General features: G+C 50.9%; 19 protein-coding genes. 6 read left to right on the top strand and 13 right to left on the bottom strand.

Annotated features, from left to right (window positions below):
• Positions 1 to 3: 3 nt before the first annotated feature.
• The 3 genes from H6G52_RS09005 to H6G52_RS09015 form a co-directional block, all read right to left on the bottom strand.
• A complete protein-coding gene (locus tag H6G52_RS09005; protein ID WP_190527826.1) occupies positions 4 to 828 on the bottom strand; it encodes a peroxiredoxin-like family protein in 825 nt (274 codons plus the stop codon).
• A 55-nt stretch (positions 829 to 883) separates the two neighbouring features.
• Entirely contained in the window at positions 884 to 1,336 is a 453-nt protein-coding gene (locus tag H6G52_RS09010; protein WP_190527828.1) for a hypothetical protein, read from the bottom strand.
• 226 nt (positions 1,337 to 1,562) lie between these two features.
• The gene (locus H6G52_RS09015) at positions 1,563 to 2,213 is read right to left on the bottom strand and encodes a Uma2 family endonuclease (RefSeq protein WP_190527830.1); all 651 of its coding nucleotides are present in this window, start codon (positions 2,211 to 2,213) and stop codon (positions 1,563 to 1,565) included.
• Between H6G52_RS09015 and H6G52_RS09020 the strand changes: the two genes are divergently transcribed.
• A complete protein-coding gene (locus tag H6G52_RS09020) occupies positions 2,190 to 2,381 on the top strand; it encodes a hypothetical protein (protein ID WP_190527831.1) in 192 nt (63 codons plus the stop codon). The two genes, H6G52_RS09015 and H6G52_RS09020, sit on opposite strands and share 24 nt — an antisense overlap.
• A 99-nt stretch (positions 2,382 to 2,480) precedes the next feature.
• Here the strand turns inward: H6G52_RS09020 and H6G52_RS09025 are convergent, their stop codons facing one another.
• The 10 genes from H6G52_RS09025 to H6G52_RS09070 all read right to left on the bottom strand — a co-directional run bounded on the left by H6G52_RS09025 (position 2,481) and on the right by H6G52_RS09070 (position 6,302).
• A complete protein-coding gene (locus H6G52_RS09025) occupies positions 2,481 to 2,801 on the bottom strand; it encodes a DUF86 domain-containing protein (protein ID WP_347343115.1) in 321 nt (106 codons plus the stop codon).
• Complete coding sequence (locus H6G52_RS09030) at positions 2,785 to 3,117, bottom strand: nucleotidyltransferase family protein (RefSeq protein WP_190527835.1); 333 nt, start codon at positions 3,115 to 3,117, stop codon at positions 2,785 to 2,787. Before H6G52_RS09030 ends, H6G52_RS09025 begins: the two co-directional genes overlap by 17 nt.
• Positions 3,118 to 3,160: 43 nt before the next feature.
• Positions 3,161 to 3,508, bottom strand: coding sequence for a DUF86 domain-containing protein (locus H6G52_RS09035; RefSeq protein WP_190527837.1), 348 nt, complete (start codon positions 3,506 to 3,508; stop codon positions 3,161 to 3,163).
• Positions 3,501 to 3,815: a nucleotidyltransferase family protein gene (locus tag H6G52_RS09040; RefSeq protein WP_190353781.1), complete on the bottom strand. Its 315-nt coding sequence runs from the start codon at positions 3,813 to 3,815 to the stop codon at positions 3,501 to 3,503. Before H6G52_RS09040 ends, H6G52_RS09035 begins: the two co-directional genes overlap by 8 nt.
• Positions 3,816 to 3,821: 6 nt before the next feature.
• Complete coding sequence (locus tag H6G52_RS09045; protein ID WP_190527839.1) at positions 3,822 to 4,169, bottom strand: DUF86 domain-containing protein; 348 nt, start codon at positions 4,167 to 4,169, stop codon at positions 3,822 to 3,824.
• Positions 4,166 to 4,489: a nucleotidyltransferase family protein gene (locus tag H6G52_RS09050; protein ID WP_190527841.1), complete on the bottom strand. Its 324-nt coding sequence runs from the start codon at positions 4,487 to 4,489 to the stop codon at positions 4,166 to 4,168. Before H6G52_RS09050 ends, H6G52_RS09045 begins: the two co-directional genes overlap by 4 nt.
• Before the next feature lie 26 nt (positions 4,490 to 4,515).
• The gene (locus tag H6G52_RS09055; RefSeq protein WP_190527843.1) at positions 4,516 to 4,962 is read right to left on the bottom strand and encodes a hypothetical protein; all 447 of its coding nucleotides are present in this window, start codon (positions 4,960 to 4,962) and stop codon (positions 4,516 to 4,518) included.
• Between the two features lie 99 nt (positions 4,963 to 5,061).
• Positions 5,062 to 5,397: a XisI protein gene (locus tag H6G52_RS09060; protein ID WP_099532830.1), complete on the bottom strand. Its 336-nt coding sequence runs from the start codon at positions 5,395 to 5,397 to the stop codon at positions 5,062 to 5,064.
• Positions 5,385 to 5,798 carry a XisH family protein gene (locus H6G52_RS09065; protein ID WP_190353785.1) on the bottom strand — a complete coding sequence of 138 codons (414 nt, stop codon included), beginning with the start codon at positions 5,796 to 5,798 and terminating at the stop codon, positions 5,385 to 5,387. The genes H6G52_RS09060 and H6G52_RS09065 overlap by 13 nt, the downstream gene beginning before the upstream one ends.
• 3 nt (positions 5,799 to 5,801) lie before the next feature.
• The gene (locus H6G52_RS09070; protein ID WP_190527845.1) at positions 5,802 to 6,302 is read right to left on the bottom strand and encodes a hypothetical protein; all 501 of its coding nucleotides are present in this window, start codon (positions 6,300 to 6,302) and stop codon (positions 5,802 to 5,804) included.
• Between H6G52_RS09070 and uvrA the strand changes: the two genes are divergently transcribed.
• The 5 genes from uvrA (at position 6,273) to H6G52_RS09095 (ending at position 14,336) form a co-directional block, all read left to right on the top strand.
• Positions 6,273 to 9,275: an excinuclease ABC subunit UvrA gene (uvrA, locus tag H6G52_RS09075; protein ID WP_190527847.1), complete on the top strand. Its 3,003-nt coding sequence runs from the start codon at positions 6,273 to 6,275 to the stop codon at positions 9,273 to 9,275. The genes H6G52_RS09070 and uvrA overlap by 30 nt on opposite strands.
• 127 nt (positions 9,276 to 9,402) lie before the next feature.
• A complete protein-coding gene (locus H6G52_RS09080; RefSeq protein WP_190527849.1) occupies positions 9,403 to 10,338 on the top strand; it encodes an N-acetylmuramoyl-L-alanine amidase in 936 nt (311 codons plus the stop codon).
• Positions 10,339 to 10,391: 53 nt separating this feature from the next.
• Positions 10,392 to 11,186, top strand: coding sequence for a DUF1997 domain-containing protein (locus tag H6G52_RS09085; RefSeq protein WP_242026287.1), 795 nt, complete (start codon positions 10,392 to 10,394; stop codon positions 11,184 to 11,186).
• Between the two features lie 858 nt (positions 11,187 to 12,044).
• The gene (gene ssuD, locus H6G52_RS09090; RefSeq protein WP_190527851.1) at positions 12,045 to 13,214 is read left to right on the top strand and encodes an FMNH2-dependent alkanesulfonate monooxygenase; all 1,170 of its coding nucleotides are present in this window, start codon (positions 12,045 to 12,047) and stop codon (positions 13,212 to 13,214) included.
• A gap of 102 nt (positions 13,215 to 13,316) precedes the next feature.
• Positions 13,317 to 14,336: an aliphatic sulfonate ABC transporter substrate-binding protein gene (locus tag H6G52_RS09095; RefSeq protein WP_190527853.1), complete on the top strand. Its 1,020-nt coding sequence runs from the start codon at positions 13,317 to 13,319 to the stop codon at positions 14,334 to 14,336.
• Positions 14,337 to 14,338: the final 2 nt, after the last annotated feature.

The raw sequence follows: 14,338 nt of genomic DNA on the forward strand, positions 1-14,338 counted from the left end.
CGGTTAAGCCGGGTCGCCAACCGTCGCGGCCTGGGATGGGTTCAAATTCGGCGGTTCCAACTGATCTAGGAAAGCCAAAGGATTAGCCATGTTCGCGGCAAAGCCCAGAATTCCCCGATCGCGGTGTTCATAAAGCAACGTCCCGGCGCGATCGAACACAAAGGTTCCCCCCCGTTGGGTCATGTATTGAGCATCGGGAACGTAGCGATTCCAGTGGCTCAACACTTCCACCATATTTCGCAGTCGCAAGGTAGCCAGCTCAAAGGGACGCTGAAACCCGCGCCCACCGGCCAGGGCAAAAAATTCACCCTTGATCGGGGGCAGTAATTTCGTGTCGATCGTTTCGTCGTCAGCGATCAACTGCGGCGCAGCGCGATCGCCCCGGTAACCCCGAAACACCTCCGCCAGCGTGCCCGGACTGCCCAGCCCCGCACACATCAACATCAAATTCACCCAAGCACTTTGACCCGATCGCAAACCCAGCCACGATCGGGTCAAGCCGCCATACAACCCCAATTCTCGATGGAGATCCGCCGTGGGATCGATCGACAGCGCTTCGGCGGGAAACCCCGTGTAATCACAAAATTTTTCCCCCGAGGAGCGATCGCCAATCCCCACAGCCCGCAGCACAATTTCGTGATCACGCAGGCGATCGGCCTCCCGACGCAACCACCAGGCATATTCCAAGCTATCAAAATCCCCCAATTGGGGCAGAGCGATAAACAGAATTTTAGCTGCCCGATCGCACCCATCCAAAACAGGAACGATCGCACCATCGCTCACACGTTCACGCTGGCAATTTTGCAAAATTGGGTAGCAAGAATCCATGGCATTCAAGATCTTTCCAAGACTATTGGCAAGGCTAGAATTTTGCGGACATTGTCTAGGGGCAAGGGCCCGGTGCAAAGGGTGGTTCTTTCCAATTTCCTTCAATGCTGAATCGAATTCGATTGCCTACAACTTGCACCCGTCCCATATCAATGTGGCGAACTGGCTCGCCCCCTCCGACGGGAACCACTTCCACACAACTCAAAAGCCGACGCGGATAATTACCGGTCATGAGGCGAGCTTCGTTGGGATAAATGCCAATGGAATCTGCTAATAAATCGGTTCCAGGGCGATTGCGCCGTTCTCGGATCACAAACCGCCGAATAAAAGCATCTTTGGTGCGGTTTTCCAAAATCAGGGCCATAGTTGGCTGTCGATCGGGCGCATTATTTGGATCATTGCTGTTGCTGGGGAGCTGGGCCCGCAAAGGATTAGCCATCAGAATTAGCCCGATCGCGATCGCCCCAGAGCCGAGCCAAGCTCCACGATTGATGAGCCTATTCTTCAAGATTTTGGGCTGGGCTTTGGGCTGCTCACTTGGCTCTTGAGCAGTGTTTTTCTGGAATTTTTGAATCATGCCTGTTAATTTGGTTTTCAATTGAATCTCAGTGCTTAAGAGGGTATCTGAAAAAGATCTTTGGGGACTAACAAAGTAAAGACGATTGCGGCGCAAGCTGCTTAAGCATTTTGTCCGCATCAATTGTTAAAATCCGCAGCCTCTCAGTTTTGACGTTTCAAATATTCTGTTGATCTTCCGGCTGATTCATCGCCAGCTCATCAGTCGATGAATCCATTTCCGAAAAATCAATGTTGCTATAAAGATCAGTTAATTGCAAAGTTAATTCAACGGTTTTGAGCTGAAGGGTAGATTCAGGCTTGCGATATTCCAAAAATCGCCACTCACAATCTTCTAATTTGATGAATTGCTCAACGCGCATTTCGTATTGGTCAATTAGGAGATATTCCTGAAAGCTGGGAATGGTGCGATAGGCGGCGAATTTTTCGCCCCCATCATAGTTGCGAGTAGATTTGGACAACACTTCTGCAATCAGCAAGGGATTCGTTACCGTATCTTTGCGACCCGCTTGCAGTTCGATCGGCTTGGGCAACACCATCACATCGGGATAGGTATACATCCGCCGCTCAGGAATCCACAGCCGCTGATCAGCCTGGAAAACACGATAGTTCCGATGTCGGAGTGCCAGCTTGAGGACAATATAGAGATTCCCTGTAATGTCGTTGTGATTCGGGGTTCCGCCAGTCATGGGTATGATGACTCCATCTCGGTATTCGTGACGCTGATCGCTGTTGACTTCCCGATCAAGATACGCTTCCGGGCTGTAGACAACGAGGCTTTGGGGGTGCTTGTCCAGTTGGGCGATCATGGGCAAAATCTCCTGGCCGGGGAACTGGGGCAAATTGGCTTGAGTCGATCGCCCCGTCACTTTCCATCCTACCGTTTCGGTCTCAGCCGCGCCGCCGCCCGCCTCGATCGCGAGGTTGGAATCATGGTCACTGGGGTTACCACTTTGGTGGTAGTTGCGATCGACTAATCCACTAATTGTTGGCGTAGGGTTTCGAGGACGATTTCGGCGGTTAGAATATGTGTGTTCGCTTGGCTGACCATGCTAAGTATCCTTATTTCTAACATTTCAACGGTCTTCTTCATTACTTTGAATATTTTTGATACAGGTTTTTAGAAAATCTAGATCATTTTCGATAATATTCCAGACAATTTTATTGTTGATACTGAAATAGGCGTGGGCGATCATATCTCTCATGCCTGCAATTTGTTTCCATTGAATTTCTGGATGTTGATCACGAATGTCTTGCGGAATTTGTTTTGTTGCTTCTCCAATAATGAGCAGGTTGAGAATCACTGCATCTTTTGTCCGTCGATCTTGTACAAATTCCTCATAGCTTATGTTTGTAGTATCGCTTTGAATGTTGTCAATGCTATTGAGAATATCCACTAGATACAGTTTGAGGTTGCGTGACATAGATCGCCTTTTTGATAATGCTTTCTTTGATCTGGGGTTTAATATCTTCTTGGATTACTAAGTCTATTTTTTTCTGAAATAAGTCTTCGAGAAAAAATTTCAGACTCATATATAAATTCAAGGTTGGATCGCCAGCAAATTCAACCAAGAAATCGAGGTCGCTGTGCTCGGTGGCTTGGTTGCGGGCAGTGGAACCGAAGAGGGCCAAGGTTTTGATGTTGTACTGCTCAAAGAGGTTCGGTTGTTGGCGTAGGGTTTCAAGGACGGTTTCGGCGGTGAGGTTTGTCATTTTTTGTGTTGATCATGATAGTACTTTTTAAGTCAGACTGAATTTAACCGAGGGCTTCATTCTGTTCAATGGTTTCGATGCAGCTCTTGAGCGGATTAAGTTCAGTTTGAGTGATGTCCCAAATAATTTCTGGATCTAGTGAAAAGTAAGTATGGGCGATGATATTTCGCAGGCCAATGATGCTGTTCCAGTCAATTTGTGGATATTTTTCTCGAATAGATAGCGGAATTTGCTTGACTGATTCTCCAATGATTTGCAGATTCAAGATAGCACCATCAAAAACGATATCGTTTTTTAGTAGATCTGCCTTTTGATACTCCCTGGTTGCTTTTTGGATTTTAGAGATGCTTTCGAGAATATCTTGAATATAAAGCCGAATATTTCTAGACATAGATTGCTTCACTTAGAATTTGGTCTCGAATTATTAATTTGATTGATCTTTGAGTCACTAGATCGACGGGCTTATGAAACAACTCTTCTAGATAGAACTTTAGTTTCATATATCCTTTAAAAGTGGGATTTCCGACAAATTCGACTAAGAAATCGAGGTCGCTGTGTTCGGTAGCTTGGTTGCGAGCAGTGGAACCGAAGAGGGCCAAGGTTTTGATGTTGTATTGTTCAAAAAGGTTCGGTTGTTGGCGCAGGGTTGCAAGAACGGTTTCAGCGGTGAGGGTTGTTGGCTTTGGTTCATTGAGCATAATTTTCTAGTCTTTTAGGTTGTTGAGGATTTTGAGTAATTCTGGTTTGAGGACTGGTAGATCATTATTAACAGTATTCCAGAGTATTTTTAAGTTCACACCAAAGTAGTGATGAATCATTTTGTCTCTCATGCCTGCGATCGCTTTCCATGGAATCGCTGGATATTGTTCGCAAATCTCTTTTGGAATCTGTTTGGAGGCTTCACCAATGATTTCAACGGCTCGACTTACGGCAAAAATGGTCTTCTGATCATCCTCAAATGTTTTAAAGGTTAGACCGGCTATAAATTCCTGAGTAAGGTCGATCGAGGAAATCATATCGTTGAGAAAGTCTCTAATTTTTCTGGGAGTCATAGATAAATTACGTCGTCTAAGATATTTTGTTTCAGGCTGGGTTTCAGGTTTTCAGAAATCACGAGATCAACTTTTTTGCCGAGTTTTTCGCTTAGGGTATTTTCGATGTGGCAAAAGGTGATGAGACCGAAGGTGATGTCGGAATCAAGTTCGATAAGTAGATCAATGTCGCTTTCTGCGGTGGCTTGGTTGCGGCTGTAGGAACCAAAGAGTCCGAGTTTTTTGATGTTGTATTGTTGTTGAAGCGTTGGGAAAAGTTGGCGCAGGGTTGCAAGGACGGTTTCGGCGGTGAGGGGTTGGGCTTTGGTGTCTTGGGTCATGGGCCGATCGCCCTGGGTGGCGCGGATTAGGGGTGATAGATTTCGTATTCGCGAATGGTGGTGAGGGCAGCATCAAGGGTGATGTTTTCGTGGGTTGTCCACCATTTACCAGTGTGGCGGAAGTAGGCGAGATTAAATTGATCGGGGGCGACGTACTCGAGGCGGGTGAATCGCTCTTCGATCGCCTCTCTGATCACGCTGTCTTTGAATTCTGCGATCGCAGCTTCAACGGCTTCCGAGTTTTTCAGGCGGCAGGTATAGCAGAGATAAATAAAGCTGCGATGCCATTTGGTGAATAGGCTTTCAATTTGGAAGTAGGCGTGTTGGTCTTGGTGGAGATAGCGGGGGGCTAGGTCAGTGTCGATTAGCGCTTGCACCTGTTGGGTAATGGCTTGTTTTTCGGCTTCGGGGACTTTGGGTTTGTTTTGCTTCGAGGGAGAATAAACCCATTGGTATTTTCTTGATTTTGGCATGGTTTTAGACCTTGGTTTTTCCGGTTACAGCTTCAACAATCAAAACTTAATTTAGTTCATTCAGCTCTTCTGATCGCTTATGTTTCAGAAAATTCATCACTATGCCACTCCATAATTAGTAAATGGACGCTTGAACGGCGGCTGTAGCCCCAGAACAATATCCGATCGCTCAACCCCCAACTCGATCAAATCTTCCGCCGGATCTTGATCCGTCATATTTTCCTGAATCCAGACCCGCCCATCCTTGATATCGAAATGCATAATCGGATGGTAAATACGCTTCGACCCCTCCCAACCTAAATCTAACCAAAGATAGTGATCGCGAACCTCATCCAAAATCAACTGAGACTCGTATGCATTTCCCACACGCTCCCCAGAGTGGTACTCAGACAATAATTGTTTAATTGCATTGCGATACATGATTAATCGATCCATCGAACTAAACCTCCCTGCTCAGAATCATAAATAATTAGCCGTAGTGAATATTCTTGGATTGCTGATTGCGTAAATTCCAATGAAAAAAAGCGTTCGTAAGTTTCCAGCGGCACTGCCAAGAATAACTCTCGATCTGGCTGAACTCTTTGAAGTGCCAAGCGATAACTTAGAAATTGACCCAATGCACCATAAAAATCGGTTACGAATGATGACTTTAAAAAGCTTTTGATCTCGACTGCGATTTTCCGATTTTCCCGTTCCGCTGCGATAACCCGCTCCGCCGCTAAATCCACCTCAAAATTAACGCGACCAAACGATAGATATAACGGATCGGCCGTAATCACCCATCCCTCTGCCTCCAATCCAGCCCTGACCAGATCATGAAACATATCTCTAGCCATTCCTCATAACCCCGCAAAATTCACCAGATTTTTGAGTAAGCCCTCCGTTTCTGCCTCAAGTTGGAGAATCTCCGCCATTGCCTCTGCCGACGATCGCAACGACTGGCACTTGTAAAAATACTTGTTAAAGCTAATCCCATAGCCAATTGTAGTCTTGCTCAAATTGATCGACGTATCCTCCACATGCGGTTTCACCTCCCGCAAAACATAGCCGCGCATTGGATCCGCCAACGGGATTGATTCCGGATCCCGTAACTGACTGTCCGGCTCACACTCCACCCACACCCCGGGGCGATCGCTCGGAAAATAGCCAAAATCTTGAGCTGCTTCGGCGACAGCGCCAACGAATCCCGCTTCCCATCGTTCAATTTTGCACGCGCCCCTTGACCGTTGCGCCGCCGCCCACCCCGATCGAACGCTAGGATAAAGAGCGCTATTTTCGATTTGCTGGCGTTTGTTGCGGTGGTTGCCCCCATGGCTAGTTCTGCTAATTCCCGTCCCCATCCCGATCGCCAGCCGCAGTCTCCCGAAGTCCGCGAGCGGATCCATGTGCGCGGCGCAAGGCAACACAACCTGAAAAATCTTGATTTGGAGCTGCCCCGCAACCAATTAATTGTGTTTACGGGGGTGTCGGGATCGGGAAAATCTTCGTTGGCGTTTGACACGATTTTTGCAGAGGGTCAGCGGCGCTATGTGGAGTCCCTGAGCGCCTATGCAAGGCAGTTTTTGGGACAGGTGGATAAGCCCGATGTGGACGCGATCGAGGGGCTGAGTCCGGCCATTTCGATCGACCAAAAATCCACCAGCCACAACCCCCGATCGACCGTGGGCACGGTGACGGAAATCTATGACTATTTGCGGTTGCTCTATGGGCGGGCCGGTGAACCCCATTGTCCCGTTTGCGATCGAGGAATTGCGCCCCAAGCGATCGATCAAATGTGCGATCGGGTGATGGAACTGCCCGATCGGACTCGGTTTCAGATTTTGGCCCCGGTGGTGCGCGGCAAAAAAGGAACCCACAAAAAATTGCTATCGAGTTTGGTATCCGAAGGCTTTGCGCGGGTGCGAATTGATGGGGAAGTGCGCGAACTGAGTGATGCGATCGAACTGGATAAAAACAAATTTCACGACATTGAAATTGTGGTCGATCGCCTAATTAAAAAAGAAGGCATCCAAGAGCGCCTAGTTGACTCCTTGCAAACTTGCCTCAAACATGCGGGCGGGGTGGCTGTGGTGGATATTTTGCCCGCTGCCCATGCACCGGATTCCGGAGCCAATGGCACAACGGCTGCGGATTCGACCAATGGGGAAGCGAATTCCGAAACGGCAACAGAATTGCCCCAATCTTTGGTTTTTTCTGAGAATTTTGCTTGCCCAGAACACGGCGCGGTGATGGAGGAATTGTCGCCGCGACTCTTTTCGTTTAATTCGCCCTATGGGGCTTGTCCCGCTTGTCATGGATTGGGATTTTTACGCACCTTTTCCCCAGAATTGGTGATTCCTGATCCCAAGTTGCCGGTCTATGCGGCGGTGGCCCCTTGGTCGGATAAGGACAGCACCTATTACCTATCCTTGCTGCACAGTGTGGGGCAGGCCTTTGGGTTTGAAATTCAAACGCCTTGGAACCAGCTCAGCGAAGAACAGCAACAAATCTTGCTGTACGGCACGGATAAACCAATTTGGATTGAAACGGATTCCCGATTCCGAGAACGCCAGGGCTATCACCGAAAGTATGAAGGGATTTTGCCGATTTTGGATCGACAATATCGCGAATCCACCTCTGATCAATACAAACAAAAGCTAGAGCAATATTTAGTCGATCAAGCTTGCGAGGTTTGCCAGGGTCAACGGTTAAAACCGGAGGCGCTGGCCGTGCGTTTGGGCCCCTACCGAATTATTGATTTAACCAATGTGTCGGTACGGGAAGCCTTGGCGCGGGTGCAACAACTCACGGGCAGCGTTGATGGCCGATCGCTCCTGTCAGAACGGCAACAGGCGATCGGGGCCTTGGCGCTGAAGGAGGTGGAATCGCGGTTGAAGTTTTTGATCGATGTGGGGTTGGATTATTTGACCTTGGATCGATCGGCGGCGACCCTTTCCGGCGGCGAGGCCCAGCGGATCCGCCTAGCCACCCAAATCGGTGCAGGTTTGACGGGGGTGCTCTATGTGTTGGATGAACCGAGCATTGGTCTGCACCAGCGGGATAACGATCGGCTGTTGGCCACCCTCACCCGGTTGCGGGACTTGGGCAACACGCTGATTGTGGTGGAGCACGATGAAGACACGATTCGGGCGGCGGATCACTTGGTGGACATTGGCCCCGGCGCGGGCATCCATGGAGGCGAAATTGTGGCCCAAGGTTCCCTGGCGGATTTGCTGAAGGCGGAAACCTCCTTAACGGGGGCCTATCTGTCCGGGCGGCGGCAAATTTGCACCCCGGCCGAGCGTCGATCGGGCAATGGCCTGAGTCTGAAGATTTTGGATGCCTACCGCAATAATTTGCAGCACGTGAGCGTGGAAGTGCCCCTGGGCAAATTTGTTTGCGTGACGGGGGTATCTGGTTCCGGCAAGTCCACCTTGGTAAATGAGCTGCTGTTGCCTGCGCTTTATCACCACCTGGGTCACAAAATTCCGTTTCCGGCGGATTTGGGCGACATTCGCGGCCTGCAACATATCGACAAGGCGATCGCGATCGACCAATCCCCGATCGGGCGCACGCCCCGCTCCAACCCCGCCACCTATACGGGCGCGTTTGACATCATCCGTGACGTGTTCACCCAGACGATCGAGGCCAAAGCGCGGGGCTACAAAGCCGGTCAGTTTTCCTTCAACGTCAAGGGCGGCCGCTGCGAGGCCTGTGGTGGCCAGGGCGTGAACACGATCGAAATGAATTTCTTGCCCGATGTCTATGTGCAGTGCGAAGTCTGCAAAGGCAAGCGCTACAACCGAGAAACGCTCCAGGTGAAATACAAGGGCTACTCGATCGCCGACGTGCTGGAAATGACGATCGATGAGGCCCTGGAGGTGTTCCAAAACGTGCCGAAAGCCGTCAGTCGCCTGCAAACCCTCTCCGATGTGGGTCTGGGTTACATCAAGCTCGGCCAACCGGCCCCCACCCTCTCCGGCGGCGAGGCCCAGCGGGTGAAGTTGGCCACGGAACTATCCCGCCGAGCCACGGGCAAAACCCTGTATCTGATCGACGAGCCGACCACGGGACTTTCGTTCTATGACGTGCATAAGCTGCTGGACGTGGTGCAACGGCTGGTGGATAAGGGCAACACGGTGCTGGCGATCGAGCACAACTTGGACTTCATCCGGTGCGCCGATTGGGTGATTGATCTGGGGCCCGAAGGGGGCGATCGGGGTGGGCAAATCATCGCCACCGGCACACCGGAACAGGTGGCCGTGAATCCGGTTTCCCACACGGGACGCTATCTCAAGCTCGCCCTGGAGCAGCACCCTCCCAGCGGCGAGTGATGTTCAAATTGGGTGGCGATCGCCCCCCCGCCAGACAACTGCCTAGGGGCGATCGCCCAGTCGCCGCTCCCTCAATGCAACGGCTAGACTGATTAGCAGCCTGAGAGACCCGAGGAGACTGGATTCAATGAAATATGGGATTGACATGGGCCACAACGCGGCCCCCGACACTGGCGCAGTGGGCATCAAAAGAGAAGATGACCTCACGATCGCCGTCGGCACAAGGGTGATCAGTCAACTGCAAGCCTTGGGTCATCAGGTGGTGAACTGCACCCCCAAAAGTGCCTCTAGCGTCATGGACTCGCTTTCCAAGCGTTGTTCCACCGCCAATGCCAACAATGTGGATTTATTTGTCTCCATCCACTTCAACAGCTACAACGGCCGCACCAGCGGTTCTGAAGTTTGGTATGCCAGCAATTCTGGGAAGAGATTTGCCCAACCCGTGCTCACGGAAATTCTGAAACTGGGCTATGTCAACCGTGGCATCAAAGAGGGCAACTTCTACGTGCTAGCCCATACGGATATGCCCAGCATTTTGGTGGAATGCTGCTTTGTGGATTCCGCCGATGATATGAAGCGGTTTGACCCAGACCAAATGGCGCGGGCGATCGTGGCGGGCATGACCGGCGGCCAAACGGCCACCACACCGCCCCCGACCACCAGCGACCCAGAAATTGTGAAATTGCAGCAGGCCCTTAACCGGTTGCAGGTTTACGCCACACCCACGGGCCAGCCCTTGGCCGCCGATGGCAAGCTGGGGCCCCAAACCAACCAGGCGAAACAACGCCTCAAAACCATCTTTGCCATTTCGCCTGCGGAAACGGAAGCCAGCAATCGCGCCATGTGGGAAGCGATCACGTCGATCACGGTCGATCGCGTTGTGTTGCGACCCAATCACGGCTATGGCCCGGCGGTGCGCTATTTACAATTCCGATTGAATATTCCGCCCACGGGGTTATATAGCGACGCAACGGTTAGCGCAGTGCTGGCCTATCAAAAAGCCCAAGGGTTGACAGCCGATGGGGTGGTGGGCCCAGCCACCTGGGGCAAATTGGTTCCCTAGGCCAGGACGTTGGGCGATCGAGCAGGCTATAGTCTCCAAGGTGTTGATGTTGCATGGCTATGCGTTCTACCCCTGACTGGTCACCGGAATCCGATCCCAACGAGGGGCGATCGGACGATGCGGCCCTTGAGGCGCAAGACCCGTCAATCAATATTCACAACCCACAGCAGACCGTTCAGAGTAGCAATCCAGACGGTTTCCAGAATGACGCGCAGAAGGGTGCTCAAAACGCCCAACCGGACTCCGATGCCGAGGATGACAGCGATGGGCCCATGCGGTTCTATAACCGCTTTGAGGACTACATGGAAATCGCCGCCGCCCCGGAAACCTTTGCCAACTACCTCGATGGGCATCAGGAGTGGTTTCACCGCTGTGCTCATCCAATGCAGGTCAACCCGATCGACCAAAACAGCTATGCCATCACGATCGGGCACTTTGGCGCATTTGACTATTACGTGGAACCGAAAGTGGGCCTCGAACTCCTGCCGCCGGAACAGGGCGTTTATGGGATCCGCACCGTACCCGTGCCCGACTATGACCCACCGGGCTACGCCGTAGACTTCCAGGCCGCCATGAAACTGGTGGCGGTGGACAATCCCGACGAAGCGGCCGAGCAACCCGTGAGTACCCACGTCACTTGGACGCTGGATTTGAATGTGGATGTGTGGTTTCCGCGCTTTATTCGGGTTTTGCCCCAAGGATTGATTCAAAGAACGGGCGATCGACTGCTGGGGCAAATTGTCCGCCAAGTGTCTCGCCGGTTAACGGCTAAGGTACAAACGGATTTTCATGAGTCCCAAAATTTGCCGTTTCCCCAGCAATTGCAACGCAACCGCAGCTTCTTTTAGCAACTTTTTTTAGCAGCTTTTCTTCAAGGGGTTTCTCAAGCATTGATTTTCTCAAGCATTGAGAAGAGACCCAGGCAGCAGACCAGAAGCTTAGGCCAGGGATCCGGACAAGGGGTTTAAACCCCTTGTCTTTGTTTTTGGTCATTTCCCAACGCCAGGATCAGCACATTGGAAATTGGCTAACAACCTTTGGCGCTGACGATCGCGCTGGAAATCACACTAATCGCACTAAAGGTTAGCGGGTTAGCCCGTGGGTGAGCAATGCCCACCGAATCGTTGCTTCATGACATCTGCCATATGGCGTGCCAATTATTTTAGATCAAGGCTGTATCGGCAGAAAGATTATTTTTGTAGCTTGAAATACTAGACAAAAACAGGCAATTAATCTAAGGCGAGTGATGCATTAGCTACTGTGCCGATCGAAACGTGAAAGCGCCTAGCCCACTTCAAAAAAATACAAAGCACGAGAGATTTTTAGTTTAAATACATTCGCAAAAGCCTTACGGAGCAAGACACACAGCAATTTGACATCGAGAATAAAGTTCTGATTTTTCAGGCCTTCACTCGACGCTTGTTCGATCGACTGAAGGAAATATTCAAAACTGAACTTGCATAATTCTTGAGATCTGTGTAATATTCTTTCGAGAAAAATACGGTATTCCGATCTGAATATCGTATTTTGTAAAACATGGCTTCAATTCATAGGCATAGACCAAGCATATGAGCCAGCCATATCGGTCAGCCCCATTCACCTGGAGCCGCCAATTAAACCAGCCACGAGATGCACGCTTTTAAAGTTCAAAAGCGTTTGCGCTCCGGCCTCATCCCCACCTTTTGATTGAACGTGAGTAGCCAACTGTGAATGTCCTTTGGTTTATTCCAACCTATGGTGATGGACGCTACTTGGGGACGAATATTGGCGGTCGTCCTTCAGATTTCGCCTATCTCAAACAGCTTGCTCAGGCGATCGATGCCCTACCGTTTTCGGGAGCACTATTGCCCACAGGGCGGGCCTGCGAAGACGCATGGGTTGTTGCCTCGGCGCTCATTGCCGTAACGCAGAGGATGAAATTTTTGGTAGCCGTGCGACCCGGACTCACGCTGCCGGGTGTGGCAGCACGCATGGCCGCCACGTTCGATCGCCTCTCTGGGGGACGACTGCTGATCAATGTTGTTACCGGTGGCGACCCTGTGGAATTAGCAGGCGATGGCCTGCACTTAGCCCACGACGATCGCTACGCCCTCACTGACGAGTTTTTGACAGTTTGGCGCAAGCTGCTGCTTCAGGAAACCGTGAACTTTACCGGTAGCCACATCGATGTGCGCGGTGGACAACAAGTTTTCCCACCACTGCAAAAACCTTATCCGCCCCTATGGTTTGGCGGCTCATCAACTGCCGCGCACCGGGTCGCAGCCAAACACGCCGATACCTATCTGACTTGGGGCGAACCGCCAGCCGCCGTCGCTCAAAAAATTGCTGATGTTCGACAACAGGCCGAATCCCAAGGGCGATCGGTACGATTTGGAATTCGGCTGCATGTGGTGGTGCGAGAAACAACATCCGAAGCCTGGGCAGCCGCAGAAGACCTACTGCGTTATGTGGACGAGTCAGCAGTTGCTCGCGCACAGGCGGATTTTGCTCGCATGGATTCTGAAGGCCAACGTCGCATGACCCATTTCAATCGCGGCAGTCGAGAGTCCCTGGAAATCTCTCCTAACCTTTGGGCGGGTGTTGGCCTGGTGCGCGGAGGAGCCGGAACAGCGTTGGTTGGCGATCCCGAAACAGTTGCCGAACGCCTACGGGAATACGCGGACTTGGGCATTGATTCCTTCATTCTCTCGGGCTACCCCCACTTGGAAGAAGCCTATCGCACAGCGGAGTTGTTACTGCCTCGACTCCCCCTGGCTCCCGTTGAACAACAATCCACCCAACATCTAGTCAATCCCCTGATGTTTGGCCCCTTTGGCGATGCCTCAGCCCAGAGCTTGCGCGATCGTTTGCCCTCTCCCCAATCAGTACCGGTTTAGTTCATCCGCTGGCAAGCACTAGGAATTCCAGCAAGAAATCGTCATCGCCGTTTAACCAACACTGTCAATCCGTCAAGTCCTCCATCTGACCAGGAGCTAAGCATGAGCAGTCAAAGTACAGTTGTTCGTTTCATTGCCAAAACCTTCAAGCTTCCTAAATGGTTGCTAAGTCTTGCCTTGGTTTTCATCGTTTCCGTGGGATGCAGCAATGCAACCAAAGCAGACCTGCCCAAATCCATTCGATTAGATTACGCCTATTACAATCCTGTGAGCCTTGTTCTGAAAGAAAAGGGCTGGGTTGAGTCGGAATTTGCAAAAGATAAAATCCAAGTTGAATGGGTTTTAAGTCAGGGTAGTAACAAAGCCTTGGAGTTCTTGAATGCTCGTAGCTTAGACTTTGGCTCAACGGCTGGAGCTTCCGCCCTGATTGGGAAAGCGAATGGTAATCCCATCAAGTCAATCTATACCTATTCCAAACCCGAATGGGTGGCCTTGGTCACCAAGGGCGAGTCATCAATTAAAAGTGTTTCGGATCTCAAAGGCAAGAAAGTTGCTGCAACCCGAGGCACTGATGCCTTCATTTTCCTGCTGCGCTCCCTGGATCAAGTGGGACTGAGTGATAAAGACGTGACAATTATCCCGCTGCAACACGCAGATGGTCGTGCTGCCCTCGAAAAGGGTGACGTTGATGCTTGGGCCGGCCTAGACCCGCATATGGCAAAAGCTGAATTGGAAAGTGGCGCTCGTTTGTTTTCCCGCAACCCTGAATTCAATAGCTATGGCGTACTGAATGTTCGGGAGGAATTTGCACAACGCTATCCACAATTGGTTGAACGTGTGCTTCGAATCTACGAACAAGGACGGCAATGGGCACAGGAAAATCCGGAAGAATTGAAAGCAGTTCTTGTCAAGGAATCCAAGCTGAGTCCTGCCGTGGCGGCCAAGCAACTGGAGCGAACTGATCTTTCAAATTCAGCCATTGGCGGGCAACAGAAGAATGCCATTGTGGCAGCGGGGAGCGTCCTCAAGAAAAGTGGCATTATTTCAGAGTCGATCAACGTCAATCAGGTTGTAGATAGTCTCATCGATCCCCAGTACATTGATCAGATTGTCAAAAAATAATT

Source organism: Limnothrix sp. FACHB-881 (assembly GCF_014698135.1).
GTDB lineage: Bacteria > Cyanobacteriota > Cyanobacteriia > CACIAM-69d > CACIAM-69d > CACIAM-69d.